At 69.7% G+C, this 26,999-nt stretch carries 25 protein-coding genes; 11 read left to right on the plus strand and 14 right to left on the minus strand.

The annotated features are described in order from the left end of the window. Positions 1-103 precede the first annotated feature (103 nt). From OHA11_RS16030 to OHA11_RS16050, 5 genes are all read right to left on the minus strand, one after another. Entirely contained in the window at positions 104-1,339 is a 1,236-nt protein-coding gene (locus OHA11_RS16030; protein WP_266496779.1) for a glycosyltransferase family 2 protein, read from the minus strand. Beyond that, positions 1,336-3,093 (minus strand): glycosyltransferase family 39 protein, encoded by a 1,758-nt coding sequence (locus OHA11_RS16035; protein ID WP_266496780.1) that lies wholly within the window; start codon positions 3,091-3,093, stop codon positions 1,336-1,338. The genes OHA11_RS16030 and OHA11_RS16035 overlap by 4 nt, the downstream gene beginning before the upstream one ends. After that, complete coding sequence (locus tag OHA11_RS16040) at positions 3,090-4,445, minus strand: glycosyltransferase (RefSeq protein ID WP_266496782.1); 1,356 nt, start codon at positions 4,443-4,445, stop codon at positions 3,090-3,092. The genes OHA11_RS16035 and OHA11_RS16040 overlap by 4 nt, the downstream gene beginning before the upstream one ends. A gap of 197 nt (positions 4,446-4,642) precedes the next feature. Beyond that, positions 4,643-6,673, minus strand: a complete 2,031-nt coding sequence (locus OHA11_RS16045) for a thioredoxin domain-containing protein (RefSeq protein ID WP_266496784.1) — start codon at positions 6,671-6,673, stop codon at positions 4,643-4,645. 556 nt (positions 6,674-7,229) lie between these two features. Continuing rightward, positions 7,230-7,922, minus strand: coding sequence for a recombinase family protein (locus OHA11_RS16050; RefSeq protein WP_266496786.1), 693 nt, complete (start codon positions 7,920-7,922; stop codon positions 7,230-7,232). A 171-nt stretch (positions 7,923-8,093) separates the two neighbouring features. On the opposite strand from OHA11_RS16050, the gene OHA11_RS16055 reads away from it, so the two are divergent. Further along, positions 8,094-11,297, plus strand: coding sequence for a tetratricopeptide repeat protein (locus OHA11_RS16055; RefSeq protein WP_266496788.1), 3,204 nt, complete (start codon positions 8,094-8,096; stop codon positions 11,295-11,297). Between the two features lie 129 nt (positions 11,298-11,426). Here OHA11_RS16055 and OHA11_RS16060 read toward each other — a convergent pair whose 3' ends face one another. Beyond that, positions 11,427-11,657, minus strand: coding sequence for a hypothetical protein (locus OHA11_RS16060; RefSeq protein ID WP_266496790.1), 231 nt, complete (start codon positions 11,655-11,657; stop codon positions 11,427-11,429). Further along, a complete protein-coding gene (gene mca, locus OHA11_RS16065; RefSeq protein WP_266507207.1) occupies positions 11,650-12,510 on the minus strand; it encodes a mycothiol conjugate amidase Mca in 861 nt (286 codons plus the stop codon). The genes OHA11_RS16060 and mca overlap by 8 nt, the downstream gene beginning before the upstream one ends. A 152-nt stretch (positions 12,511-12,662) precedes the next feature. Here mca and OHA11_RS16070 point away from each other — a divergent pair, with 152 nt between their 5' ends. Continuing rightward, positions 12,663-13,055, plus strand: coding sequence for a DUF4307 domain-containing protein (locus OHA11_RS16070; protein WP_266496792.1), 393 nt, complete (start codon positions 12,663-12,665; stop codon positions 13,053-13,055). Between the two features lie 234 nt (positions 13,056-13,289). Further along, positions 13,290-13,787 (plus strand): transcription elongation factor GreA, encoded by a 498-nt coding sequence (greA, locus tag OHA11_RS16075; protein ID WP_266496794.1) that lies wholly within the window; start codon positions 13,290-13,292, stop codon positions 13,785-13,787. Positions 13,788-13,975: 188 nt separating this feature from the next. Here greA and ilvA read toward each other — a convergent pair whose 3' ends face one another. After that, positions 13,976-15,205, minus strand: coding sequence for a threonine ammonia-lyase (ilvA, locus tag OHA11_RS16080; protein ID WP_266496796.1), 1,230 nt, complete (start codon positions 15,203-15,205; stop codon positions 13,976-13,978). A 163-nt stretch (positions 15,206-15,368) separates the two neighbouring features. On the opposite strand from ilvA, the gene OHA11_RS16085 reads away from it, so the two are divergent. From OHA11_RS16085 to OHA11_RS16095, 3 genes are all read left to right on the plus strand, one after another. Next, positions 15,369-15,869, plus strand: a complete 501-nt coding sequence (locus OHA11_RS16085) for a MarR family winged helix-turn-helix transcriptional regulator (protein WP_266496797.1) — start codon at positions 15,369-15,371, stop codon at positions 15,867-15,869. Positions 15,870-16,007: 138 nt separating this feature from the next. Next, positions 16,008-16,517 carry a sigma factor-like helix-turn-helix DNA-binding protein gene (locus OHA11_RS16090; RefSeq protein WP_266496799.1) on the plus strand — a complete coding sequence of 170 codons (510 nt, stop codon included), beginning with the start codon at positions 16,008-16,010 and terminating at the stop codon, positions 16,515-16,517. A 5-nt stretch (positions 16,518-16,522) separates the two neighbouring features. Next, positions 16,523-16,765 (plus strand): hypothetical protein, encoded by a 243-nt coding sequence (locus OHA11_RS16095; protein WP_266507209.1) that lies wholly within the window; start codon positions 16,523-16,525, stop codon positions 16,763-16,765. A 48-nt stretch (positions 16,766-16,813) separates the two neighbouring features. Here OHA11_RS16095 and OHA11_RS16100 read toward each other — a convergent pair whose 3' ends face one another. Beyond that, positions 16,814-17,968: a cystathionine gamma-synthase gene (locus OHA11_RS16100; RefSeq protein WP_266496800.1), complete on the minus strand. Its 1,155-nt coding sequence runs from the start codon at positions 17,966-17,968 to the stop codon at positions 16,814-16,816. Between the two features lie 164 nt (positions 17,969-18,132). Here OHA11_RS16100 and OHA11_RS16105 point away from each other — a divergent pair, with 164 nt between their 5' ends. Beyond that, the gene (locus OHA11_RS16105; RefSeq protein WP_266496801.1) at positions 18,133-19,254 is read left to right on the plus strand and encodes a hypothetical protein; all 1,122 of its coding nucleotides are present in this window, start codon (positions 18,133-18,135) and stop codon (positions 19,252-19,254) included. A 343-nt stretch (positions 19,255-19,597) separates the two neighbouring features. Here the strand turns inward: OHA11_RS16105 and msrA are convergent, their stop codons facing one another. Next, the gene (gene msrA, locus OHA11_RS16110) at positions 19,598-20,110 is read right to left on the minus strand and encodes a peptide-methionine (S)-S-oxide reductase MsrA (RefSeq protein ID WP_266496803.1); all 513 of its coding nucleotides are present in this window, start codon (positions 20,108-20,110) and stop codon (positions 19,598-19,600) included. Between the two features lie 68 nt (positions 20,111-20,178). Between msrA and OHA11_RS16115 the strand changes: the two genes are divergently transcribed. Continuing rightward, on the plus strand, positions 20,179-20,340 hold the full coding sequence (locus tag OHA11_RS16115; RefSeq protein ID WP_266496805.1) for a hypothetical protein: 162 nt from the start codon (positions 20,179-20,181) through the stop codon (positions 20,338-20,340). A 340-nt stretch (positions 20,341-20,680) separates the two neighbouring features. Here the strand turns inward: OHA11_RS16115 and OHA11_RS16120 are convergent, their stop codons facing one another. Further along, a complete protein-coding gene (locus tag OHA11_RS16120; protein ID WP_266496807.1) occupies positions 20,681-22,081 on the minus strand; it encodes a condensation domain-containing protein in 1,401 nt (466 codons plus the stop codon). A 538-nt stretch (positions 22,082-22,619) separates the two neighbouring features. Here OHA11_RS16120 and OHA11_RS16125 point away from each other — a divergent pair. After that, positions 22,620-22,832 (plus strand): hypothetical protein, encoded by a 213-nt coding sequence (locus tag OHA11_RS16125; RefSeq protein WP_266496808.1) that lies wholly within the window; start codon positions 22,620-22,622, stop codon positions 22,830-22,832. 93 nt (positions 22,833-22,925) lie between these two features. On the opposite strand, the gene OHA11_RS16130 is transcribed toward OHA11_RS16125, so the two are convergent. Then, entirely contained in the window at positions 22,926-23,549 is a 624-nt protein-coding gene (locus OHA11_RS16130; RefSeq protein ID WP_266496809.1) for a hypothetical protein, read from the minus strand. Positions 23,550-23,598: 49 nt separating this feature from the next. Next, positions 23,599-23,886 carry a hypothetical protein gene (locus OHA11_RS16135; RefSeq protein ID WP_266496810.1) on the minus strand — a complete coding sequence of 96 codons (288 nt, stop codon included), beginning with the start codon at positions 23,884-23,886 and terminating at the stop codon, positions 23,599-23,601. Positions 23,887-24,263: 377 nt separating this feature from the next. Between OHA11_RS16135 and OHA11_RS16140 the strand changes: the two genes are divergently transcribed. After that, on the plus strand, positions 24,264-25,058 hold the full coding sequence (locus OHA11_RS16140; protein WP_266496812.1) for a hypothetical protein: 795 nt from the start codon (positions 24,264-24,266) through the stop codon (positions 25,056-25,058). Between the two features lie 109 nt (positions 25,059-25,167). Beyond that, positions 25,168-25,596 carry a DUF4291 domain-containing protein gene (locus tag OHA11_RS16145; RefSeq protein ID WP_266507211.1) on the plus strand — a complete coding sequence of 143 codons (429 nt, stop codon included), beginning with the start codon at positions 25,168-25,170 and terminating at the stop codon, positions 25,594-25,596. A gap of 413 nt (positions 25,597-26,009) precedes the next feature. Here the strand turns inward: OHA11_RS16145 and OHA11_RS16150 are convergent, their stop codons facing one another. Next, positions 26,010-26,999 carry a threonine/serine dehydratase gene (locus tag OHA11_RS16150; protein WP_266496813.1) on the minus strand — a complete coding sequence of 330 codons (990 nt, stop codon included), beginning with the start codon at positions 26,997-26,999 and terminating at the stop codon, positions 26,010-26,012.

The raw sequence follows: 26,999 nt of genomic DNA on the forward strand, positions 1-26,999 counted from the left end.
AGCAGGGCGGTACGGCGGCGAGGGCGGGCGGGTCGTCTGGAGCGGGCAGGTCTTCTGAACTTCGGAGCGGGTCTACTGGTCTTCGGAGCGGGTCTACTGAACATCAGCTGGTTCTCCTTGCTGTGCGGCTCCCTGCGTGACGGCCGGTCTCGACGGCCGTCGTGTGTCCTGCGCGCCCTCCTTTCCGCGGCAGATAGACGAGGGCCTCCGTGCCCGCGAACCGCAGCACGAAGGTGGTCACCAGGGCGAGTGCGGTGGCGCCGAGGACGGACAGCCCGAACTGCCCGACGAGCAGAGCGATGAGCGGGATGCGCAGCACCAGGTCGGCGTTGGCCAGCAGCGCGAACCTGCTCACGCGGTCCCACCAGCGCCGGTGCTGGCGTCGGTCCCGGAAGCAGAGGTGCTCGATGAGCAGGAAGTTCCAGGCGACGCCGAACTGGTTGGCGACGATCTCGGCGGGCAGGTAGTGCATCCCGGCGGCCGTCAGGGCCCACAGCGCGGCGAGGTTCGGCAGGAACCCGGTCGCGCCGATCAGCCCGAACACCACCATCCGCGCGATGGGCGAGGCGGTGCGCAGCCCGGCGAGGTGCCGCAGGAAGCGGACGCCCTCCTTGGCGGTCGACTTGGACTCGCCCGCGAACCGGTCCTGGAAGACGAACGGCACCTCGGTGACCTGGCGCGGACGGGCGCGTACGGCCATTTCGAGCAGGATCTTGTAGCCGAGCGGCTTGAGGACGTCCGCGGTGACCGCGCTGCGGCGGATCGCGAAGAAGCCGCTCATCGGGTCGCTGATGCCGCGCAGCCGCCGCGGGAACAGCGTCTTCGTCAGCCAGGTCGCGCCGCGTGAGACGGCGATGCGGTAGCCGCCCGCGAGGCCGGCTCGGCTGCCGCCCTTGATGTAGCGGGAGGCGACGACGAGTCCGGCGGTGGCGCGCTCGCCCGCGGCCACCAACTCCGGTACCAGGGACGGCGGATGCTGAAGGTCGCCGTCCATGACGACGATCCACTCGGAGGTCGCGGCCCGGATGCCCTCGACGACCGCGCCGCCGAGCCCGCCGACCGGCGTTTCGCGGTGCAGCACGGTCACCGGGTACGGGCAGTCCCGCGCGGCCTCGTGGATCACCTCGGGGGTGTCGTCGGTGGAGTCGTCCACGAACACGACCTCGCAGGGCAGCCGCGAGGGGACCGACTCGGTGATCCGGTGCAGCAACTCCCGTATGTTCGCGGACTCGTTGAAGGTCGGCACGACGATCGTGACGGCCCCGGGTTCGGGGACCGTGGAGGCCTCGCGCAGGGCCGGGTCGTGCAACTCCCCCGGGACGGTGGACTCGTACGTCATCGGTCGCCTCCGGTGGTCGCCGCGTCGGCTGTGTCGGCTGTGTCGGCTGTGCCCGTCGTACTTGCCGTGCCCGTCGTACTTGCCGTGCCCGTCGCACTTGCCGTACTGGCCGGACTTGCCGTGCCGCTGCCCTTGATCTGGCGGATCTCGATCCGGTCCGGGCCCTTGCCGAAGGTGGCGACCGGCGTCGAATGCCGCATCGCCTGCTTGACGTTGGGCAGGTCGGCCGCGTCGCGCCGTACGGTCGGGGAGGCGACGACGTAGTCGAGGTCGCGCCAGCCGCGCGGCATCGTCTTGGTCACCGCGGGGTCGAGGTCGGCCTTGTAGAACCAGATGACGCCGAGGCCGGGTTCGTATCCGGCGTGTACGAGGTCGAGCCAGAGCGCGTCGTCGACGAGCACGCGGGTGTCCTCGGGGCGCTCGACCTCGGTGGCCAGCCACTTGGCGGCGGCCTGGTAGGGGGCGTTGGCGTGGGCGGTGACGGCGGTGTGGTCGCCGTCGTACCAACGCGGTACGACGTATGCCGCCGAGGCCGCGACGAGCAGCGCCGCGACCGCGTACCGGGCCCGGGAGACGTACTCCTTCTCGTCGGCGCTCCGCCATCTGCGCAGCACCCCGTGCGCGACGCTCGCGGCGCCTCCGGCGAGGACCAGTGCGAGGAAGGGCAGGGCCTGGATGACGTACATCGCGGGCAGGTAGCCGTTGGGGCGCAGGGCGACCAGCGCGAGGATGGCGACGGTGAACGCCGGTCCGGCGAGCGCCCGCGCGGTCACCGACCAGCGCCAGGTGACCAGGAGCAGCACCGCGCCCGCGAGGCCGCCCAGCGGCAGGACGCGGTCGTAGTAGAGCCAGGACTGCAGGACTCCGTACGAGCCGGAGCCCTGGTCGAGGATGAATCCCGAACCGGGCCTGGTCAGTTGGTATTCGAGGCCGTCCCACAGCGACACATGTCCGCCGCCGGGGAGGAGCTCGCCCTTGAGGAGGGCGAAGAGCGGGTAGGACAGGCCGATCAGCGCGCAGGCCGTGATGGCTCCGGTGAGCGCGAACTTACGGGTGTCCCGGTGGCTGTGGCGCCACATGGTGACCATCACCGCGGGCAGGACGAAGATCATCGTCTCTTTGGTGAGGACGGCCGCCGCGGCCGCGATGCCCGCGCCGAAATGGTGCCAGAGGTGGCGGCTCGGGGAGGCGGCCAGGCAGAACGCCAGCAGCGTCCACATCACCGCGATGTTGTCGAGGAAGATCTCCCGCTGGAGGACCACGGACAGCGGCGAGAGCCCGAAGAGCAGCATCGCGAGCCCGGCCGCCCAGCGGGGCAGCCACAGGCGGCGGGCCAGCACGTAGACGAGGACCGCGCTGACGGCGCTGACCAGCAGCATCACGATCCGCATCGAGCCGACCGTCATCGACTCGGGGCTGATCAGGGCCGGTATCCAGGTGAGCAACGCTATTTGTATCCAGCCCAGCGGCGGGTGGTCGTACCAGTACGTGTAGTGGGCGAGCCCCTCGCCCTGCTGCACGGCCCAGGCCTGGGCGAGGTAGGTGCCCTCGTCGTCGCTGAGCGTCGGATAGTCGGCGATGTTCCACCCTTGCACGGTCATGACAACCACAAGGAGTACGCCGCACAGGACCAGGTCGGCACGCGAAGTGCGCAGGCGGGACGGGGGCGTTCGAGGAGTCGAACCGGTTTTGGGGACAGGTGTCCGCTGCGCGGGGACCTTGGAAGTGGTCACCGCGGGAAGGGTGGAGGTCACGCAGGAACGTCCTCTCGAGACCCGCGGGTCGCTGCGGCCGCGGCTTCGGTGGCTTCAGTGGCTTCGAGGGAGTCAAGAACTTGGGCGGCTTCGGCGGCTTCGGCGGAGCCGAGAGATTTGGTGAGATGCGCGCCGACGTGGCTGGTCAACTCCCAGTCGTTCTGGCCCCGTTGTTCACGCCACACGGCTCGGACGGCCGCTCCGGCGAGGAGCACCTGGTAGAAGGGGCCGCCGACGATGAGCTTGAGGTAGTGCACGAACCGGACGCGCAGCCCGTACTGCTTGCCGAAGTCGTGCAGCCCGACCAGCTCGAAGACGAAGGTGACGAAGGCGGTGACGGCCGGCAGGAAGGTGATGAAGGCGATGCCGACCGGTACGTCGAGGAAGAGCGCGACGGCCACGTTGAGCGGGATGATCACGCCGGAGATCGCCTGGAGGTACGGGGTCATCAGTGTGTAGCGGGCGAGCAGCCGCTGGCCGAAGCCGGGCAGCTGCTTCCAGTCCCGCTTCCGGTAGACCTGGAGGAAGCCCTGGTTCCACCGGGTGCGCTGCTTGAGCAGCGACATCAGGCTGCCGGGGGTCTCCTCCTTGGTCACCATGTCGGAGTCGTACGCGACGACGACCTTTTTGCCGATGCTGGAGAGCCGCACGCCCAGGTCGCAGTCCTCGGCGAGGCAGTCCGGGTCCCAGCCGTCGGCGGCCCGCAGGACGTCCGTGCGGACGAAGACGGTGTTGCCGCCGAGGGGAATGAAACCTTTCTGCGCGTGCAGGTGAAGCCGGGAGCGGAACCAGAAGAAGTACTCCAGGCAGTTGCGCAGGCTGTACCAGCTGGAGTGGAAGTTGATGAGCTGGACGCCGCCCTGGACGACGTCGGCGCCGGTCGACCGGAAGGCGTGGTCGACGTGCGCGAGCAGCTCCGGGTGGACCTGGTCCTCGGCGTCGAAGACTCCGACGATGTCACCGCGGCAGTGCGGCAACGCCGTGTTCATCGCCCTCGGCTTGTTCTTCTTCTCGTGCGTGTCGACGACGACGCGTACGCGCGGGTCACGCTCCGAGGCCTCGCAGGCCACCTCGGTGGTGTCCGGGTCGTCGTGGCCGACGATCACGATGATCTCGAAGTCGGTGTGGCTGGATTCCAGCAGTCGCTGGATCGTGTGGTCGAGCACCGCCTGCTCGTGTCTCGCCGGCAGCAGCAGCGAGAAGGAGAGGTGCTCGCCTCCGTCTGGTCTGCTGAACCGCGTGGAGGCAAGTACTTCGGGCGTCCGCCACGCGTGCATCTGCCACCACAAAGTGAAGGCAGCCATCCCAAAAAGGGCAAGCGAAACGGCAGCAATGAGCACAGACGTAAGCAACAGATCCCCCCAGATCCCAAAACCCCCTGTCGCGACAGCGAGTCACTCCTGTCGCGTCCCGGTGGAGAGACTAAGGGGGTTCTGTGAAGTCCGGGAACTGTTCTGATAAATAACGTGTTTCGGAATGGTAGGTCGACTTGTGGGGCGCACCCGAACAGATGCCCACAATCCCCCCAGTGAGCAGGGGGTTTCGCCCCTCAGCGCCCCAACGCCGCCCGCAGACGGTCGACTTCGGTCGTCGGAGCATCACAAGTGAAGTTACGGCAGACGTAAGCCGTCGGTTCACCGTTCACGAGCGATCGGTCTGCGAGCAAAGGGAGTTCACCACTGTCCGGGGTGCCCACGGCGACGACCACGCCGGGCGCCGTGGCGAGGAGGGCCGCACGGTGGAGCGCCTTGGTCGCCGGGTCGTCGGCCGGACCCACGACGGCCACCTCGCGCGGCCCGTCGAGCAGGGCCTCCGCCGTGGCCAGACCCCAGCCGATGAAGCGCGGCGCGCGCGGGCCGAGTGCCTTGACGACGCCCAACGCCCGTTCGGCGGCGGCCCGGTGGGGTTCGGCGCCGGTCTGGGCGGCGTAGCTCAGCAGGGCTCCGGCGGCCGCGCTCCAGCCGGAGGGCGTGGCGTTGTCGGTCGGGTCCTGCGGGCGGCGGATGAGCTTCTCGGCGTCAGCGGCCGTGTCGTACAGGGTTCCTGACTCCTCGTCGGTGAACCGCACGAGGACGTGGTCGAGCAGGAATCCGGCGAATTCCAGCCATACGCCCTCGCCGGTGACCGAGGCGAGCGCGAGGAAGCCCTCCGCGACGTCGGCGTAGTCCTCCAGGACACCCGCGTTGGCGCCGGCCCGTCCGTCCTTGCTGGTCCGGGCGAGCCGGGCGTGCTCGTCCAGGTGGATCCGGACGAGGAGGTCGGCGGCGGCGAGCGCCGCCTCCACGAGGTCGGGGCGGTCGAAGTACGCGCCGGTCTCGGCGAGGGCGGCGACGGCGAGACCGTTCCAGGCGGCGACGATCTTGTCGTCCCGGCCGGGGGCGGGCCGCAGGTCGCGCGCCGCCAGGAGCCGCCCGCGAATGGAGGCGATCTGCTCCGCGTCGAACACGCCCTCGTGCTGCGGGAGTTGGAGGACGGAGGCGCCCTCCTCGAAGGTGCCGTCCTCGGTCACGCCAAAGTAGTGGGCAGCGATTGCGGCATCCTGCTCACCGAGGACCTCGCGAAGCTGCCCGGGCGTCCATACGTAGTAGGCGCCCTCGACGTGCCTGCCGTGCCCGTCGTCGCTGTCGGCGTCGAGTGCGGAGGCGAACCCGCCCTCGTTCGTATGGAGTTCGCGGACCATGAAGTCGGCGGTCTCCAGGGCGACACGGCGGGCGAGGTCGGACCCGGTGGCCCGCCACAGGTGCGCGTACACGCGGCACAAAAGTGCATTATCATACAGCATCTTCTCAAAATGGGGCACAATCCATTCGCGATCGACGGAGTATCGCGCGAACCCGCCCCCGAGTTGGTCGTAAATCCCCCCGCGGGCCATCCGCTCGCAGGTGTCGGCGGCCATCTGCAGCGCGCCCTCGGCGCCGGTTCGGGCATGGTGCCGCAGCAGGAATTCGACGACCATGGACGGCGGGAACTTGGGCGCGCGGCCGAAGCCGCCGTGGGTGGAGTCGTACTCCCGGGTGAGGCCCAGCAGTGCCCGCGCGAGCTCCTCCTCGCCGGGCACCTGGGTGTCGCCGAACGCGATCTCCCGGCCCGCCAGGTCCCGCACGATCTTCTCGGCGACCTCCGCGACCTCGTCCCGCCGGTCGGTCCACGCGCTGTGCACGCCCTCGATGACCTGCCGGAAGGACGGCATGCCCTGCCGGGGCGCGGGCGGGAAGTAGGTGCCGAAGTAGAACGGTTCGGCCTCGGGCGTGAGGAAGACCGTCATGGGCCAGCCGCCCTGCCCGGTCGCCGCCTGCACGGCCTCCATGTAGACGGCGTCGACATCGGGGCGCTCCTCGCGGTCGACCTTGATATTGACGAAGTACTCGTTCATATAAGCGGCGACTGCTTCGTCCTCGAAGCTTTCGCGAGCTAGAACATGACACCAATGGCAGCTGGAATAGCCGACGCTCAGGTGTACGGGAACACCTCGCCGTCCTGCCTCCGTGAAGGCCTCTTCCGACCAGGGCCACCAGTCGACGGGGTTGTCGGCGTGCTGGAGGAGGTACGGGGATGTCTCATGGGCCAGTCGGTTCGGCATGTACCCATCCTGCCTGAGAGGTCCGCCGGACTGGGGGATGGACCGACCCTCAACGCCACACGGGCTCCACTCGTGAATAGTCCCAGGTGAGTTGCAACTCACCGGCACGCCAGCGATGGTGCACGCTCTCCGATGGCCGCGCCTGTCCTGAAGCCCCGGAGAACACAAGCCTCTCAAGGACTTCATCGACCAGCGGCCCGCTGATGCTGCACCGCCCGCAGTCACGACAGGTGTAGACGTAAGGGCTCTTCCTGCTTTTCACCTTCTGGCCGCACAACGGGCCGTGGCACACCGTGCCCTCGTGGCGCTTCGCTCCGCACCGGAGGATGCCACTGGCAAGGTAGCGGGGAGCGGCTCTCTTCCCCTTGAGTCTCGGTGCCCCACTGCCTCTGTGCATATACAGGCTGCCTGCGGAAAACGTCGAGCACACCGCCTGCCACCGGTCCGGCGTCACGATGGGTTGCCACTGCCCCAGCACTGGCTGCCCTGTCTCCGGCACCAGCAGCAGTTCCCCCTTGTTGGCTCGATAACCGCAGACTCTGGGCATCGTCATGATCTACGTGACCGTCGCGGGGTTGGGCCTGCCGCCTCGGGTTCCGGTCACACCGAGGTCGCACCATTCGTGTGCGATGGCACGGACCGTTTTCCCACCCACCCGGTCGACGATGGCCTTCTCGACCAGTGTCGCCTCAACGGGATGCAGCGTGATCCGGTCCTCCTGCCACCCGAACGGCCGCGGCCCGCTGTGCGGCACACCTTCGACAGCACGAGCCCAGTGCCAGTCCGACAGACGTCGGCCCCTTACCCGCGTTTCCGCGACCGCCGCTTCCAGTGATCGCACCGCCTGCAGCAGCCCCTCCTGCGAGTAGGGATCTCGGACTCCCTGCGGGTCGACGTAGATCCGTCCCGGCCGACTGGTCAGTGCGGCGAAAAAGTGAGCCAGGTCCTCTGCACGGCGGTACAACCGGTCGTCGGCGACACAGACGACCCCTGCGATCCGCTGTCCGTTGCCCGTGTGCCCACGTGCAAGGTCCACGAGCAAGCGGTCGAATTCGGGTCTTGTCGCTCCCGCCTTGGACGCGCTACGGCCGTTGTCGCTGTATGCGGCAACCACCGTGCAACCGTATTGATGCGCAGCCCGTTCATTGATCCGCAGCTGGTAGCGCACACCGTGACCATCACGCTGCCGAAAGTCCTCCGACGTACGCGCGTAGGACGCAACCGGAATCAATCCGGTCGACTCATCCACCCCAAGGTTGCTCACACTGCCCCCGTTCGACAATCCACCCGACAGTCATAAAAACGATCGAGTGATTCAAAGGTCACCGATCCGCCGCCGTTGATCGCCGCCCCCTCGCGCTCAAGCCCCTCACGAAGGACACTTGATGGCCAAGGAGTTGCTGCTGGAGGGGGACGCGATATGCGGGACAGCCATCGGGCGGAGGCCGAACGGCTGTTGGTCCGGGCCGTGGAGGAGGAGGTCCGGCGCTCGGGCGGGCGGGCCGACGGAGGCGTCCTGCTGTCGCGGGCGCGGGCCGCTCTGGACACCATGGCCCAGACGGCCGCGGAGGAGTACGAGGCGTTCACCTCGGCGCTGGACGAGGCGGAAGCGGGCCGGCTGACCTTCGGGCAGCGGTACGCCCGCGAGGGCGCCGGAACTCCCCTGCTGGTGGCGGCCGTTGCCGCGCTCGCGGCCGTCGTCACGGACCTGGCGCTCGGTACCGGCACGGGCATCGCGGTGGGCGCCGGCGCGGTCGTCGGCGTCGCGGGCGCCGCGGCCACGGTGGCGAAGGTGACGGCCTCCCATCTGCCGGCCGCGGGCCGCCGGGCGGGGGCCCTCGGCCAGCCCGGCGGCCCGCAGCAGCTGCGCCTCGCGTGGCTGACCGCCCTGGAGGTACGCGGCGTCCGCCCGTTCTTCGACCAGCAGCGCGTCCTCACCGCGTCCACCGGCGCGAAGAAGGGGGCGCCCCAGCTGCGGCGTACGGACAAGAGCGCGGCGGCCCGCAGGCGGAGCGTCCTGGAGCAGTCGTTCGGCCAACTTCCCGAGCCGGTCGGGCCGTTCGCGGGCCGTCGGCAGGAGCTGCTGCGGGTCGCGCACTGGGTGCACGCGGCCCGCGCGAGCACGGAGACCAAGCCGACGGTGGTCGTGCTGTACGGCGCGCCCGGATCCGGCCGCAGCACCCTCGCCGTCCGGGCGGCGCACGAGCTGAAGGACCAGTTCCGCGGCGCGTGCGTGGTGGACCTGCGGGCCGACAGCCCGGAGGAGTCGCCGCTGACGACCCGCGACGCGCTGCTGCATCTGCTCAACCGGCTGGGCGCACCCCGCGAGCAGCTGCTGTTCCGTGAGCGTTCCTCGCAGGATCAGCAGGTCAGGCGGCTCTCCGAGCTCTACCACAAGCATCTGACCGGCCTCCCGGTGACGATCGTGCTCAACGACGCGAGCGATGTGGAGCAGGTGCGCACGCTCGTGCCCGAGCGCTCCGACAGCCTCGTCGTGGTCACCGCCCGCAAACCTCTCGACCTGCCCGCCGACCTCCCCGCCTGGGTGCACCAGCTCGCGGTGGAGCCGCTGACCGCGCCCGGCGCCGAGGAGCTCCTGAAAGCTGCGGCGCAGGACAGTTCGGCTCCGTACGACGCCGAATCCACCGAACGGGTAAGGGAGTTGTGCGGCGGCCTCCCGCTGGCGCTGCGCATCGCGGGCTCGTCCCTCGGCCCGCGTACGCCGAGCGGGCTCGCCGCCGACCTGGCGGCGTACGGACCGGTCGAGCCGGTCGAACGGGTGCTGTGGCTGCGCTACACCGACCAGTCGGACACGGGCCGGCGGCTGCTGCGCCGGCTCGCGCTGGCGGGCCGCGCCTCGCTGGGCGCGGCCGCGGCGGCGGCTCTGCTCGCGACGGACGAGCCGGAGGCGACCCGCCACCTGGAGGCCCTGTCCCGCGCGGGCCTCATCGACCACGTCCGCGGCAGCCGCTACCGCCTGCACGACCTCGTACGCGCCTTCGCGCAGGCCCGCCTCCTCGACGAGGAGGAGCCGGCCGAGCGCACGGCCGCGCAGGAGCGTCTCATCGCGAACTACGCCGAGCTCGCCGACTCGGTGATCCGGATGGTCGACGGCAAGACGTCCACCCGCGCCGACCAGTTCGGCCCGCACGGCTTCACCTCGCTGGACGCGGCCCTGCGCTGGCTGGACGACGAGTCGAGCTTCATCACGGCGGCCCTGCGGCACGCGGAGGGCGTCAACCAGGAGGCGGTGCTCAACCTGCTGGGCGCGCTGTGCGACTACTGCCTGCTGCGCGGCGACCTCTACCGCCTGGGCGAGATCAGCGAGTTGACGCAGGCCGTCGACCAGGGGCTGCTGGTGCGCTCGGTCCAGTGGCGTACGGGTATCGCGGCCCGCCAGCTCGGCGAGTTGGACAAGGCGCGGACGCAACTGGCGACGGTGGTGGACCTCTACTTCGAGGCCCACCACGACGCGGGCGCGGCACGGGCGCTCTGCTCCCTCGGGATCACCCTCCACCACCAGGGCAACCTCACGGAGGCGGCGGCCAAGCTCCAGGAGGCCATGGACCTCCAGGCCTCCCCCGAGCTCGCGGCGGACCGCGCCTGGACGATGCACGCGCTGGCGGCCGTGGAACGGGACCGCGCAAGGCTGCGCGAGGCGCTCAGCCTCCTCACCCAGGCCCTGGTCCTGCACCGTGAGGGCGAGTCCGTGCACGGCGAGGCGTGGGCCCACTTCCAGCTCGGCCAGCTGGGTCTGCGCATGGGCGACGTACCGCGCGCGGAGTCCGAGCTCCGCGAGGCCCTCGACCTGTACGGCCGCACGCGCGACGCCCGCGGCGAGGCCTGGGCCCTCACCCAGCTCGCCCGGGCCCGGCTGGTCGACGGCGACCCGTCCTCGGCCGTGGACGGCCTGCGCCAGGCGGTCTCCCGCCACCGCGACAACGAGGACACGCGGGGCGAGGCCTGGACGGTGTACTACCTCGGCCAGGCCCTGGAGGAGACGGGCAACCTCGACCAGGCGGTCCGCGAACTGGAACGCTCGCGCACGATGTTCTCCCGCATCCGCGACGTGTACGGCCTGGCGTGCGCCCGGCACCACTCGGCCCGGGTGACCCGCGACCAGCGTGCCGCCCAGACCGGTTCACTGCGGAACTCGGGCTTCGCCCGCCAGCTCCTGGTGGACGCGCGGGCCGACTTCCAGCGGATCGGCGTCGCCCACGGCGAGGCCTGGACCTGCCTGGAACTGGCGGTGGTGGACGCCGGCAACGCCCGCACCCAGCCGGCCCTCGCCCTCTGCGACGAGGCCGCGTCCCTCTTCGCCTCGTACGGCGACCGCCGCGGCGAGGACTGGGCCCGCTTCCTGCGCTGCACGCTCCTCCCCTACGCCTCCCCGGGCGGCGTGGAGGTCGGCACGGCGGTGGCCCAGGAGGAACTGGCCCAGCTCTCCCGCACCGCCCACCCGACCCGCGACGGAAAACTGGACGACTACATCGAGGCGTACCAACTGCTCCTCGAACGTGGCGCCGACCTGGACGCCGGCTGGCGAGCCTGGCGCCTGGGCATGGTGCCGAACCGGCATGCGCGGGAGGTGATGGGGGTGGCGGTGTCGGCTCGGCGGGGGTGAGGCACGCGGGTCCCGGGGCCTGACGCGGTGACGCCACCGACTGGCAGATCACCGCATCAGGCCTCGTCCCGACCGAGCCTCTCGGGGCCCGGGCTCAGCCCTTCGCGCCTCCGCGGGCGTGCCCCCGGATCAGGCCGACCCGGCCGCCTTCCCGGAAGGCGTTGCCTTCGGGTCGGCCTCCTCCGTGAAGTCGACCCTCCCCAGCTGCCGGTTCATGGACTTCATCAGCCCCCACACGGCCACGGCCATCACCGCGAAAACGATGAAGCCGAGGACGCCGGGGGTGACCTTGTTCTCGTCGACCTCCTTGGCGAGGGGGACGAGGTGTGTCAGTGCCAGGCTTGCGCTCATGTCAGGCATTGTCGCGGATGCCCGCGAAGAGGTCGTCCTCGGGTAGGGAGGTATCGACGAGAGACTTCGCGAGCTCGTACTCCTCCGTCGGCCAGACCTTCCGCTGGAGCTCCATCGGGACCCGGAACCAGCCGCCGTCGGGGTCGATCTGCGTGGCGTGGGCGATGAGGGCCTTGTCGCGGATCTCGTAGAAGTCGGCGCACGGAACGTGCGTGGTCAGCGTGCGCTCGGTGCGCTCGAACTCGTCCCAGCGCTTCAGCCAGTCCCCGTACGGCGACTCCAGGCCGCGCTCCAGCATGGCGTGGTGCAGCGCCTCGGTGCGCGGGCGGTTGAAGCCCTGGTTGTAGTAGAGCTTCCGCGGCTGGAAGGCCGGGCCGAACTCCGACTCCGGGTACTTCTCGGTGTCCGCCGCGCCCTCGAATGCCACCATCGAGATCTTGTGGGTCATGATGTGGTCGGGGTGCGGATAGCCGCCGTTCTCGTCGTAGGTGGTGATCACCTGCGGGCGGAAGGCGCGGATCCTGCGGACCAGCTCGCCGGACGCCTTGTCCACATCCTCCAGGGCGAAGCAGCCCTCGGGCAGCGGCGGCAGCGGGTCGCCCTCGGGCAGCCCCGAGTCCACGAAACCGAGCCACTCCTGCTTGACGCCGAGGATCGCGCGGGCCTCGTCCATCTCCTTCTTGCGTACCTCGTGGATGTTCTCCTCGACGTACTTGTTCCCCTGAAGCTTCGGATTGAGGATGGAGCCGCGCTCCCCGCCCGTGCAGGTCACGACCAGCACGTCCACCCCCTCGGACACGTACTTCGCCATGGTGGCCGCGCCCTTCGACGACTCGTCGTCGGGGTGGGCGTGGACGGCCATCAGTCGCAGCTGGTCAGTCAAGACTCAATCCTCGTAAGTCGGCGCCTGTGTCGAACGGCGCGATCGGCGCTTCTATAGTGACCGAATCGGCGGGCGAATAATTCCGGGCCCCGAACCCGCCCACTCGCCCACTCGCCCCGGAGAGGACGATCATGAGTACGGTGCAGCTGCCCGAGGGCCGGTACGGCCGGTCGGCGGACGAGCGCGCCGACCGCAAGCTCAGGATCATCGGTGCGGTACTGGGGGCGGCTCTGCTCGCTCTCGTCGGCTATTTCGCCTACTACTACGTCGGCGGCAACAAGATCAGCGCCGAGATCATCACCTACGACCTCTCGGACGCCTCGGTGAAGGTACACCTGGAAGTCCGCAAGGACGCGGGCGCGACCGGCTACTGCACGATCCGCTCGCAGGCCGAGGACGGCACCGAGGTGGGCCGCGCGGACTTCCGCTTCGACCAGGACGCCACGCGCATCGACAAGGTCGTCACCCTCCGTACGACGGCCCCCGGCACGACCGCCGAGCTCCTCGGCTGCCACGCGAGCTGAGTCAACGGTCCCGCCGACCCCGGGTCCCGGTCCCGTCGGCCGAGTCCTGGTCCCGCCGCTGACGGATGTCACCCTGGGCAACTGGTCACTGACCTGCGTCTACGTATTTCTGATGGCTTATGTCCTCCCCCTTCGGGCCGTGAATTGTTAGGCTCGTGGTTTCGCCCACCCGAGAAGGAACATTCTTCTGGGTAGGGCGATGCTTTGTATTCCCAGTACCTACGAGGAGCACCTGTGACCCAGACCAGCGAGAACGTCACCTGGCTGACCCAGGAGGCGTACAACCAGCTCAAGGCCGAGCTGGATCACCTGTCTGGTCCTGCGCGCACGGAAATCGCCGCCAAGATCGCGGCTGCGCGCGAGGAGGGCGATCTGCGTGAGAACGGCGGGTACCACGCGGCCAAGGAGGAGCAGGGCAAGCAAGAGCTCCGGGTCCGCCAGCTGACCCAGCTCCTGGAGAACGCCAAGGTGGGCGAGGCCCCGGCGGCCGACGGCGCGGTCGCGCCCGGCATGGTCGTGACCATCGCCTTCGACGGCGACGAGGACGACACGCTCACGTTCCTGCTCGCCTCGCGCGAGTACGCGAGCTCGGACGTCGAGACGTATTCGCCGCAGTCCCCGCTGGGCTCCGGCGTGAACGGCAAGAAGATCGGCCAGGACGCCGAGTACGAGCTGCCGAACGGCAAGCTCGCCACGGTGAAGATCCTGGAGGCCAAGCCGTACGCCGCGTAGTTCCCGCGTCGCGTCGCGCAGCCCCTGCGCCTCGCGACCCGTCCAGCGCGTCGCCCCTGGTGAGCCCCCGGTGCCCGGCGAATTCCAGGCCCCGGGGGCTTCACCATGTCCCGTCCCGGCCGGCCGCCGCGTCTCAGGCCGCCGTCCCACCTGCGGCCGCAGCGCGGCCCGCGCGGTCGGGTCCGGTCTCAGTCGATGACCGTGTAACCCGCCTTCCGCAGCGCCGAGTTCACCTCGGCACAGTGCTCCGGCCCCTTCGTCTCCAGGTGCAGCTCGACCTCCACCTCCGTGAGCCCGAGCCGTGGGTCGGTCCGTACGTGGCTCACGTCGAGGACGTTGGCGTCCACCTCCGACAACACCCCGAGAAGTGTGGCCAGAGCACCGGGGCGGTCGGTCAGCCGCAGCGTGACCGCGAGGTAGCGGCCGCCCGCGGCCATGCCGTGGCGCAGGATGCGCTGTATCAGCAGCGGGTCCACGTTCCCGCCGGACAGCACGGCCACGACCGGCCCCTCGAAGGAGTCCGGCCGGCTCAGCAGCGCGGCGACGGGACTGGCGCCGGCCGGTTCGACGACCAGCTTGGCCCGCTCCAGGCAGAGCAGCAGCGCGCTGGACAGAGCGTTCTCCGAGACCGTACGGACCTCGTCCACCAGGTCGCCGATGATCCCGAACGGCACGTCGCCGGGCCGCCCGACCTTGATGCCGTCGGCCATCGTCGCGGGGTTCTCGATGGACACCGGGTGCCCGGCCGCCAGCGAGGGCGGGTACGCGGCGGCGCCCGCCGCCTGCACCCCCACGATCCGTACGTCCGGCCGCAGCGCCTTCACGGCGACCGCGATACCCGCGGCGAGCCCGCCGCCGCCGATCCCGACGACGATCGTGCGCACCTCCGGGCACTGCTCCAGGATCTCCAGGCCGACCGTGCCCTGCCCGGCGATGATGTCGGGATGGTCGAAGGGGTGGATGAGGACGGCACCCGTCTCGGCCGCGTACTCCTGCGCGGCGGCCAGCGTCTCGTCCACCACCGTGCCGTGCGCGCGCACCTCGGCGCCGTAGTGCCGGGTCGCCGCGACCTTCGGCAGCGGGGCACCCTTGGGCATGAACACCGTGGAACGCACGCCCAGCAGCGAGGAGGCCAGGGCGACGCCCTGCGCGTGGTTGCCCGCGCTCGCCGCGACCACGCCCGCGGCCCGCTCCTCGGGGCTCAGCCCGGCGATCCGCACGTACGCGCCGCGCAGCTTGAACGAACCCGTCCGCTGGAGGTTCTCGCATTTGAGGTGGACCGGCGCGCCCACCAGCCGGGACAGGTGCCTGCTGCCCTCCATGGCGGTCATCCGCGCCACGCCCGTGAGCATCTTCTGGGCGCCGCGTACGTCGTCGAGGGTCACCAGCGGCAAGGAGTCAGCCGTGCGGTAGCTCATGACCACCAGTCTCGCAGTTCACGCGGCGCCACACCGGCTGTGACCAACGTCCGAGACCGGTTTCCTCAGCGCAGGTACGGCCCGCCCCCCGTCCGCGTACTCTGTCCCCCAACCCAGCCCCGTCGCATGAATAGAGCCCCCGGCCATGCCCACAACACCTGAAATGTCGATGGACATGACGACCGTCGGTGACAGCGGTCTTCTCGAATCGCTGCAGCACGAGGTAGCGGTGTTCGCCCGCCGTGCCGAACAGACCCGGCTCGGCGGAGTCGGTCAGGTGCGCAACTCGATGGACCGCGCCGCATACCTGCTGCTCAACCGCCTCGACAAGGAGGGGCCCATGGGCGTCAAGGCACTCGCCGCGAGCATGGGCATCGACTCGTCGACGGTCACCCGGCAGGTCGCCCCGCTCGTCGACACCGGGCTCGTCAAGCGCACCTCCCACCCGGAGGACGGACGGGCCGTGGTGCTCCAGCTGTCGCCGCGCGGGCTCTCCCGCCTGGAGGAAGTACGGTCCTCCAGGCGTCAGTTGATGGCCGAGCTGACCCAGGAGTGGGCCCCCGAGGAGCGCGCGGCCTTCTGCACGCTGCTCACCCGCTTCAACCTCGCCCTCTCCGCCCGCATGGCCGCGTCGCCCTCCGCGGAGGCACCGGAGTCCACCTGACCGCCCGGGCACACCGCATCGGCGACGCCCTCTTGACCGGGGACCCGCGCCTGGCCTCATATGAGACCGGGTCCTGTCGTACGCGGCTGTCCTCCGCGTGCGCCTCCAGGGCCCGGTTTCCCTCAGCCGGGAGGCGCGGTGCGAGAGCGGCAGGCGTCCCAGAACGCCCGCCGGGCCCGGGAGTTCGAGGCTTTCGTCGCGGGCGCGGCAGGGCGGCTGCTGCATGCCGCCACCCTGCTCACGGCAGAGCCTCCCGACGACAACCCGCGCGCGCGGCACCTGCTCACGGCGGCCCTGGCCCATACGTACGCCTCCTGGGACCGGCTGCGTGGCGAGGACCCGTACGACCGGACCCGGCAGCAGCTGGCCGTGCGCTTCGCGCGCGGGGCATGGCATCAGTACGGCAGCCTCGGCTGGGCACACCCCCGGAGCCACCCGAAAACCGGCAGCGTCCTGTGGTGCCTCAGTCCCCAGGAACGGCTGATCCTCGTGCTGCGCCTGTACGAGGGCGTCGCCGAGGAGCAGGCCGCGGCACTTCTTGGGCTGCCCACGGAGCGCGTACGGGCGATCTGCGCGCGTGCCATGGCCACGCTGCTGCATCCGCCGCGGGAGGCCGCTCCGGTGATCGCGAAGGTGGCACCGTCATGAGCTCGATGAGCCGCAGGGAGGCGGACGTCCGCCGGATCCTGGAGGAGCCGCAGCCGTCCGTGCCGCCCGATCTGTACGGGGAGGCGCTGCGCCGGGGCGGGCGGATGCTGCGCCGCAGGAGGGCGGCGAGGCGGCTGGTGTGGCTGCTGCTGTTCGCGGCGGCCGTGGCCTTCGTGGTGTGGGCGTCGCTGACCCAGCCGTGGGTGGAGCCGCCGTCGGAGACGACTCCACCGCTGACCAACTGGTGAGCCCGTCGATGAGCCCGCTGGTGAGCCCACTGGTGAGCCTGTCGGTGACTAGCCCAGGGCCTGCTTGAGGTCCTGGAGGAGGTCGTCGATGTTTTCGATGCCTACAGAGAGGCGTACGAGATCGGCGGGGACCTCCAGGAGGGACCCGGCCACGGACGCGTGTGTCATGCGCCCCGGGTGCTCGATCAGGGACTCGACACCGCCCAGGGACTCGCCCAGCGTGAACACCTTGGCGCGGTTGCAGACCTCGACGGCCGCCTCCTCGCCGCCCTCGACCTGGAAGGAGACCATGCCGCCGAACGCCTTCATCTGCTTGGCGGCGATCTCGTGACCGGGGTGCTCCGCAAGGCCCGGGTACAGAACGCGCGTCACGCGCGCGTGCCGGGTCAGCATCTCCGCGACCTGGGTGGCGTTCTCGCTGTGCCGGTCCATGCGGACGGCGAGCGTCTTGATGCCGCGCAGCACCAGCCAGGCGTCCATGGGCCCGGCGACCGCGCCCATCGCGTTCTGGTGGTAGGCGAGCTCCTCGCCGAGCTCCTGATCGGCGACCACGAGGGCGCCGCCGACGACGTCCGAGTGGCCGCCCATGTACTTGGTCAGCGAGTGCACGACGATGTCCGCGCCGAGCGCGAGCGGCTGCTGGAGGTAGGGGCTGGCGAAGGTGTTGTCGACGACCAGCTTCGCGCCGGCCTCGCGCGCGATCTGCGAGAGCGCGGCGATGTCGGTGATCCCGAGGAGGGGGTTGGAGGGGGTCTCCACCCAGACGGCCTTCGTCTTCGGGGTGATGGCGGCCCGTACGGCCGCGGGGTCGCTGGTGTCGGCGACCGACCACTCCACGCCCCACCGGGAGACGACCTTCGCGAAGAGGCGGAACGTACCGCCGTACGCGTCATTGGGGATGACCACGTGGTCGCCCGGGCTGAGCAGCGTACGCAACAGGCAGTCCTCGGCCGCCAGTCCGGACGCGAACGCGAGCCCGCGGCGGCCGCCCTCCAGGGCGGCGAGGTTCTCCTCCAGGGCGGTCCTGGTGGGGTTGGCGCTGCGGCTGTACTCGTAGCCGCCGCGCAGACCGCCGACGCCGTCCTGCTTGTAGGTCGAAACCTGGTAGATCGGCGGGACGACCGCGCCGGTTAGGGGATCGGCGGTGTTGCCCGCGTGGATCGCCACGGTTTCGAAGTGCTGACTGATGTGCCTGTCGCTCATGGGCACCGAGGGTAGTGCGCTCGCGGAGAAAGTGACGGCGGGCGCGGTGCGGGAGCCTGTGCCGCGGGAGTCGCCGGTGGTTTTCCACAGGACCGGCCGACCAGTTTCCACAGGAGCGCCGACCGGGTTCGCCAATTGTCGGACGAGTCTGGTTCGCTTGAGGCATGGAGATTCTCTGGGTCCTGATGGCGATGCTCATGGTGAGCCTCATCCTCTGGCCGTTCCTTCTGCGCAGGCGTGCCGGTGGTATCCAACAGGTCGCTCCGGGCGACCCGGACGCGGCCGACCCTGCGAACTACGGCTTCCTTCGCCAGGAGGAGCTGGACATCCGCATGCCCGGCCCCGACCAGGACCTGGTGGAGGTCCTGGACCTGGTGCAGCGCACCCAGGACTACCGGGCGGCGTCACAGCTTTTGGCCGGCACCGAGATCGAGGGCGAGCGGCGCTGGCAGCGCGTGCAGGCCTTCGCGGGCGCCGCGTCGCTGGAGCTGCAGCAGCGCCCCGGCGGGGTGAGCGACTCCCCCGGCGGGCAGTGGCTGCGGGTGTGGCGGGCCGAGCAGCCCAAGGACGCGGGCGGCGCCGCCGTGCACGCGGAGTTCCTGGTTCAGCAGGCGTGGCGTACGTCGACGCCGGGGACGGACGAGTTCCGGATCATCATGGAGGAGGCGAGGGCGGCCTGCGGCGAGGCCGCGCTGCTGTCTCCGGGCGACCCGATCCCGTACATCATCGAGCTGTCCGTGGGCCGCGGGCTCGCCTACTCCCAGGCGGAGTTCGAGAAGCTCTGGCTGAAGATCCTGGACCGCGCACCCGCGCACATGGGGGCCCATCTGGCGGCGCTGCACTACTGGTGCGAGAAGTGGCACGGCTCGCGCGAGACGGCGTACTCCTTCGCGGAGGCGGCGGCGGCCCGGGCTCCCCGGGGCTCCCTCCTGGCCGCGATGCCGCTGTTCGCGGTCTTCGAGCACCTCCCCGAGGTCAACCTGGTCAGCGGCTTCTACCAGAGCGAGGTCGTGACCAAGGCGGTCCACGGCGCCCTCTTCGCAGTGCACTCGGCCCGCGCCGACGACCCGATGCTCGCCCACGTCCGCCACCTGCTGGTCTTCTTCCTGGTCCGCGGCGAACGCTGGTCGGAGGCGATGAACCAGCTGGTGCACATAGACGGCCACGTGGGCGCCCTGCCCTGGACACTGACGGCCGACCCGGCCGCGGACTACGCGGTGTACCGGGCCCTGGCGGTGGCTGGCTACGAGGCGAACGGGGGGAGCCCGGCGACGCTGCCGCACTGAGCGACGGCTGCGGGTCGGGAAGGGCCACTGGCCGGCTGGAGGCCGCCCGCAGCGCTGAAGCGGTGCGCGTCAGGCGTCAGTCCGCGTGAGGCGTCGGTCGTGGCCACGCCTGTCCAGCCGGTGGCCGGTGGCCTGTGGCCGGTGGCCGGTGGCCGGTGGGACAAGAGGCGCCCGAGTCGGTCCGGAAGGGGTTACTCGGTTTGCCCCGGTCCCGCCAAGCCGTCGGCACCCCGCATCCGCAGCGGGACACCGCCTGCCCCGCAGGGGTGAGCGCAGGCACGGCCCGGCTGCGGAGCCTCGGCCGGTCAGCCTCCGCCTTGCCTTTCGCCGGGCCGCCTCGCGGTCAGCCCTCCGCGCGGGCGGGCAGCCGCCATCCCGGGCGCGGGAAGTGGCAGGTGTAGCCGTCCGGGTAACGCTGCAGGTAGTCCTGGTGCTCGGGCTCGGCCTCCCAGAAGGGGCCGACCGGCTCCACCTCGGTGACGACCTTGCCCGGCCAGAGTCCGGAAGCGTCCACGTCCGCGATCGTGTCCTCGGCGATTCGCTTCTGCTCGTCGTCCACGTAGTAGATCGCCGAGCGGTAGCTGAGGCCGATGTCGTTGCCCTGGCGGTTCTTGGTGCTCGGGTCGTGGATCTGGAAGAAGAACTCCAGGATCGCGCGGAAATCCGTCCTCGCGGGGTCGAAAAGGATCTCAATGGCCTCCGCGTGCGTGCCATGGTTCCGGTACGTCGCGTTCGGCACGTCACCCCCGGTGTATCCGACCCGGGTCGCCGTCACGCCCGGGAGTCGGCGGATCAGGTCCTCCATGCCCCAGAAGCATCCCCCCGCCAGCACGGCCCTCTGCGTCTGCACAGCCATTGCGGCCCCTCCAATATCTGTATCTGTCAGCTCGGTCACTCGGGGTCATCGGCTCGCACACCACCGGCATGCCACGCCCACTCCGCTCAACGCGCGAGGGTGCCTCGCGATTCCGTGACCGCCCAACGGACATCGCGGTCACCGGCCACCGCGAGGAGCGCAGCGACCTGTTGCCGAAGCAGACACCGGAGTTGCTGGGCCACCGACGCGGCCGCTCTCCGCCCCAGTGAACGGCAGTCGAAAGTCGGTGGCCGCCTGAACCTGCCGACCCCACGCTGTACGCCATGCAAGAACCACACCGACATGGGCCATCAAGCCGCGTTCACAGCCCGAATCCGCCGGCGGAGGCCGGACAGCAGGCCAGGCGTCGCGGAGTTCGGCACCGGCCTGGAGGACTTCGAAAGGGACCTGTGGGCGGTCTTGCGGGAAGCATCACCAGACAACCGGTTCGCGGAGCGTCTTACCGCAACCGAAATCAAGACCCGGCGCAAGCCACATCGTGAGCGGTGACCACGACTTTGCGATGCCGTAGCCCGTCCAGCTCCGCTTCATGCTGCAGACGCAGGGGCGTCAGAGCGGCGCGCCCAGGCCGTTGCGGGCCACCGAGACGATGACTTCCCGCATCTGCTCGACGTACAGTCGCATGTTCTTGCGTGCGATGTCGGTGTCGGGGTAGCGGCAGGCAAAGTACACGCCCTCATGCAGCCTGTTGAACCATGCGCACACCTTGTCGCCGTAGGACACCCTGACCAGGCCGTACGCCTTCAACTCGGCCCACCGCTCGGATCCGGGGATGCCCCGGGCGTCGACGAACGAGACGAACGAGTACATGTCCGGCGAGGTCTTGTGGAAGTCCGAGCCGAGCAGACGCAGTACCCGGGCGTTGGGTATACGGGCCAGCGGTCTGTTGGCGCGTAGTTCGGTGCGCACGATCTCCAGGACGCTCTGGAAGTCGGGTGCCTGCGCAGTGGGAATCTCGATCGGCACGCCGCCGACGTACCAGCCCACGGAGCCCCGCCATTCGGGCTTCGCCCTCGTATGGAACGGCACAACCGTCCGGTAGACGGGCTCCCCGCCGATCTTGTGGACAACGAGGCTCGTGGCGGCCAGGACGCCGACCATACTCCCGCCGAAGGGCCGGCAGGACATCTCGAACGCGGCGGCGTCGTCGGCACCCACGATCATTTCGTGCAGGAGCTTCTGTGTGGGCAGTTCGCCGCTGGGACCCAGGCCGAGATCGACAGGAAAGTTCGGCAGCTTCCCGTCGCACCGCCCTATGAACCCCCGCCAGCGTGCGACGACCTCGTGTGTGACGTCGATCTGGTCCGCGTCCGTGCGTTCGATCTCGCAGAAGTCGACGTAGCTGCCGATTGGCGTCTCCTCCACGGCGCGGCCCTCGGCGCCCACCATGCACAGCTCGTGGATCTCGGCGGGGATGCGCTGAATGGAGTACGAGTCGACGTTGCCGTGGTCGAAGGCCATGTACACGGTTGTGCAGTCGTCCCGGACGACCGCCGCGTAGATGAAGTTCGGCCAGCTGAGTGCGTGGGCCGCTACGTCGAATCGGTGCTGGAGATGCTCGGCTAGTCCCTCCGCGTCGGGGAAGTCGCCGACCACCTCGCGGCGCAGTGACACTGCCTCGGCGTCGAACGTGAACCGGCGCAGTTCGTCGCCGACCCAGCCGAAACCGCTGCGCAAGGTCTCGTGCCGGAGAGTCCAGCTCCGCAGTGCGTCCTGCAGCACGAGGAGATCGACCCCGCCCGGCATGTCGAATGCCGTACCGAGCCAGGTCGGCATGAACAGACCGTCTTCGCGCACCGATCGAACCGTTCGGATGTGCGTCTCCTGGGCATACGACGGCGGCCGGGAGTCCTCGGGCAGGCCCGTCGCCGTCTCGACGGCCGCCGCCGGATCGAGCGTCCACTCGACCAGGAGCCCGGGGCGGACCTCGGAGCGCTGAATGTCGGTCATTCGCACGGTAAGCCTCTCCGTTGGTGGGCACGGTTGGTCCAGGACCGCCCGACGGGCCCGCCCGGGAGCCAGTCGGCCTCATGCCTGGTCGCCCCTGCCGCAGTGCGTGCCGTACAGGCCGACGGCCCTTCGGACCACGGTTGGAGGCGGTGCCGTTCGCCGTATCTCGCCGCTCGGTGGCCGAGGGCCCGACCAGCCGGCGTCGCGGAGCCGTGCCGGACGCCGACATAGCGCCGTCACTGCCACGAGCTGCTCCCTGAGTGATGAGTCGGCGAGCACCGCCGGGCACGGGAACGGCTGCCCGCGGGCGGTCACGGAGCCGGGCAACCGGCACCATCCTGCGAGAACCGGCCCAAGATCGCTCGGCGAGCCGACCGGACGGACCAGAGCTTCACCCCTGGCCGAGGCCGCGATCAGGCGGGCGGAACCCCCGTACGCGCAACCCTCAGGGACCGGGGATGGACCTGGTCCTGGACACCGCCGGTCATCAGGCGTACTGCCCAGCCTCCTGCGGATCGCGAAGGGCCACCCTCTCCGTGTGTCCACAGTCAGCGACTTCGCCGGCGCCGCTGAACTCGGAGTGCGCCACTGCTTCGATGACGGCCCGACCCTGCGTTACGACGTGCTCGCACAGCAGGAAAAGGGTCGTGAACGCGGCTTGACATGGGTCACCAAGCCGCGTTCACAGACCACATGCATGCTGTTGGTGGCGCGGCAGGGAGGGCTCGCCGGGTTACGGGTTGACCGCTGAGCGGACCAGTTGGACGCTTGGAGGACAGCGGGTGGCTCGCGAGCGGGGTCCGACAGCGTTCCCCTGCGTTTGCGAAGGGCGGGCTCCGCGTAGTCAGTCGAAGGCCACGACCAGGCGAACGCCTTCGTCTCCGAAGCGGCCGGCCAGGGCCTTCATCACAGCGAAGACGTGCGGCCAGTGAGTCTCATTCCCCAGGACCGCGCCGACCGTCAACGGCTCGTATGTACAGGTCAGTTCGTCGGTAGCCCACTCCACGCGTCCCTTCGCGTCGTGCAGGTTGGCCGGCGGCACGCCTACTGCGGACAGAGCTTCCGGCGGCCACGAGTCGGAAACAAGCTGTTGCTGCAGGGTTGACGGCAGCGACTTCGTGCTCCACGTCAGTCGTCCGATGAAGTGATCAGGTGTTACCGCGGGGTCGATCGAGGCCAGCTCTGCCCAGCTGACCCAGCTCGCGCTGCGCAGGTCATCTGATGCGGCCCATGGACTCAACTGCGAGCGCATCCCGCTCGACAGATCGACGGGAAGGCCACGGTCTGGTGCAAGCGGTTGAAAGCCCGCGTAGTTGCGCACTCCGAAGAGACAACCGAAGGCTGCGTAGCCAGTCTCGTCATACAGCGGCCAGAGGTCCATGGCGGCCACCCATGGCTCGCCGTCGTAGTAGTCGGTACCGACGCCGGGATGGCGAAACTCGATGCCGCCATGGATATCTGTACTCACGGCGCCGAACCTTAACAGCGCTCGCCCGGACGGACGCGAACAGCGCCGGTCAGTAGCGGAGGCGGGCCATGTCCCCATCGATGCGCAGGATGCAGTCTCTGAAGCAACCCAGGGGCGCGCCCCCGTCCGAGGGGTGCAGGGTCAGTCCCAGATCCATCAGGGGGCGGAGAGCCTCCGCATGCCGACTCCCGTCCGGGTCAGGGCCCTGCACGGCCGCCCACGCCTCGAACAGCGCGCTGACACTCTCCCAGCCCGGTCCGGGCACGAAATGGCACAAGAACGTCGGCTGGTCGATCCCGTACTCGCGGAGCTCACCAACCCGAACGTCTCCGTGCATGAGCCACCACGCCTTGGCCACTCTGCGCCCCTCCCGGTGTCCGGCTCCGGAAGCACGCTACCGCCGTTCACATGCACTCGAACTGTGAGAACCAGCCGCTCCACGTCGGCGCGGGACGGTTGGGCCGGTTCAAAAAGGACTATGTGCGGGGCTTGACATGGATCATCCAGCTGCGTTGACAAGCTCTTGTGCGTTGCCGACGCCGAAGGCTGAGGAGTGGTGGCGCGCGGGCGGAGCCTGCCTTGATCACGGCGCCGATCTTGCCCTGGTGATCGTGGAACTCTCGAGGAGCTGGGACCACCCCGAGGTCGACAGCGCCCCTTGGACCGTCAGCCATCTCGGTAGCCGTCTCAGAGCAGGCACTAGCCTCTCGGGCCATGTCCGACCTACCCGATCTTCATAGTGCGACCATCGACGCGATAGTCGATCACGTCGGCCGATCGACGCTTCCCTTCCAGCGAGCCCACCGGGAGGAACAACACGCCACGGCCTTCTGGTTCAACGAACTCGTGGAGTCGACCGCCGAAGACGAGGTCATCCGCCAGTACCTCGTGACTGCCAGCGAGCCGGCGAGAATCGAGTTGGCCGAGTTCACCCTGCGTCCGGGCTTGTGCACACCCGCGATGAGCGCAGAGAAGCTGATGATGATCGACTTCGCGGAGGGGTGGACTCATCTCGGCGACCTGGGAGTGGCGGTCATGCCCACCACCGGATTGCACGCGCACGGCGCTCGCAAGGGGTGGAGTTGGACGACTGACGAGATCACCGAAGGCCTCGCCGCCGCGGAAGAGGACATCGCCGGCCTCGGTGAGCACCCGATCGCGGCCTACGTGCTGGGTCACATCATCGAGGACGGTGCCCGAGAGCAGGCTGTGGTGGTCGGCCAGGTGACGCGCACCAGCGGCGACAGCATCCGTTGGAACGGAGACCTGCCGCTGGGGTGCGTAGGGGCACCGGTGTTCATCAGCACTCGCCTCAGCGGGGACAGTTTCAAATTGGTCTGCCTGGGGGTGACACTGCCCGCCGACGGTCACCACGCGATTGCTTCCTTCGACCGCATCCGCGCCGCCCTGAACTCCCTCCCCTCGGATACCCCGCCAGCCTTTGGTGAGACCGCAGACCATCCTCGGCAGGTCGAGCCGAAGCGGCGCTGGTGGCAGCAACGCGGCTGATGCTGCCCAGCACCGTCAGAGGTACGACCATGGACGACCAGCCCGAACACCTCTTGACGGAAAGGGCTGTGAACGAGGCTTGACGTGGATCAAGCCGTCCTTCCTGTGGATGATGTACCGCTGCGGCTGGGCGACGAAGGCCGGGCAGGAGACTGTCCTGGCCATCGAGATCACCCGCGACGGCTTCGAATGGGCATTGCGCCACGCCTGCCTGTCGAGCTACGCGCGCGGGCTGCACCCCGACCGCGGCACCTGGCAACGTCAGCTCAAGCGCGCTCCGGCCCGTGTCCAGTGGGATCCCGAGCGTGACCTGCACCTGAGGCCCCTGTCGTACCGCTCACTCCAACTCGGGCTTTCCGGCGAGGCCGTAGGGCGTTACGCGGACGAGTGGACGGTGGCCATCAACGACGTGACTCCGCTCGTCCAAAAGGTCCACGGGCTCGTAGGCCGCGGCGAGCTGGACGCCGCGGCCACGCTGCTGCCCAAGGAACGCCCCTACCCCGCCGGGGACGAACTGCTGGCCGTCCTGCGCCCATGACAGACAAGTCGCACCGAACGGCGGCTGCCGCTTACGGGGCACATGGCAGCACAGGCCCGCCGGGACCGGTGTGTCCTGCCCGACGGTGTGGCGGAGGCCGACGGCTGACGTCACCGGGTTGGCTTCGGAATGTACGTACGCGGCGTGCGTGATGAGCGGTTGACGCTCGCTCGACGGCGCACGGCACACGGCGCACGGCACACGGCACTGAGGTGTGCCGACGGGGCTGCTGCCCGATCGGATTCAACGCGCCCTGGGCGGACCCGGCGGCGACGGCATGCCCCGCTTCCGATCCGCGCCGAGATCCCGCAGCCCTGCTGCGCGCGTTCCTCCGCAGTGCACCTGAACGTCTCGGCCGGGCTGCCGTGCCTGGCACGCCAACGCCTCCTCCCCGAAGGGCCGCTGAGCAACCGTCAGGGCCTGTGGACGGGAGCCGTACCGACCCAGCGGTGATAGGCCTCTACGTCGACGTTGCTGCCGCACACGATGGTGACCACGTGTCGGCCGGCGAAGCGGTCACGGTCTTCGAGGATCGCCGCGATGCCGAGCGCGGCCGACGGTTCGACGACGAGGCCGGCGTGGTCGAGGAGCATCCGCATACCGGCGATGATCGACGCCTCCTGGACCAGGACGGCATCGTCAGCGACCAGGAGGAGGTCGTCCAGGACGGCCGGGATGGGACACCGGCCGGCGACGCCGTCGGCGATGGTGTCGGTCGAGTCGGTGGTGACGACGCGCCGCGTGCGCCACGAGTGTGTCAGCGCCGGTGCGCCCAGCGGCTGGACGCAGATCACCTCGACCTCGGGAGCCAAGGCCTTCACCACATGACCCACGCCGGTGGCCAGCGCCCCGCCGCCGAGAGCGATCAGGACGGTGTCGAACGACGGCGTGGTGTCCGCCAGTTCAAACAGTTCCAGGCCGATGGTCGCCGCGCCCTCGCAGGTCTCGAGGTCCAGGCTGTCCTCGACCAGCCGGATGCCGTCGTACCGCGCGACGGCCGCCGCCCGCTCGCGAGCCATCTCGTGGTCGCCGTCCACCAGCTCCAACCTGGCGCCCAACGCACGGATGCGATCAAGCTTGGCCACGGTCGCAAAGCGGGATGCCACGACGGTCACGTCGAGCCCTCGTCCGCGACCGGACCAAGCGAGGGCTTGGCCGAGATTGCCCGCGCTGGCGCACACCACGGCTTGCGAGCCTTGGTCGGCGAGCAGGCTCGCCACTACCTCGGTGCCGCGGGCCTTGAAGCTGCGGACCGGATTCGCCGTTTCGAGCTTGACGCTCACCGTGCACCCGAGTTCGGGCTCCAGCGCCTCGCAGCGGTACAGCGGAGTGTCGAGAAAAACCGGGTCGATCACGCGGCGAGCCGCCCGGATCCGAGCATTGTCGAGGCGTGTCCCCTGCAT

Origin of the sequence: Streptomyces sp. NBC_00878 (assembly GCF_026341515.1) — a bacterium.
GTDB lineage: Bacteria > Actinomycetota > Actinomycetes > Streptomycetales > Streptomycetaceae > Streptomyces.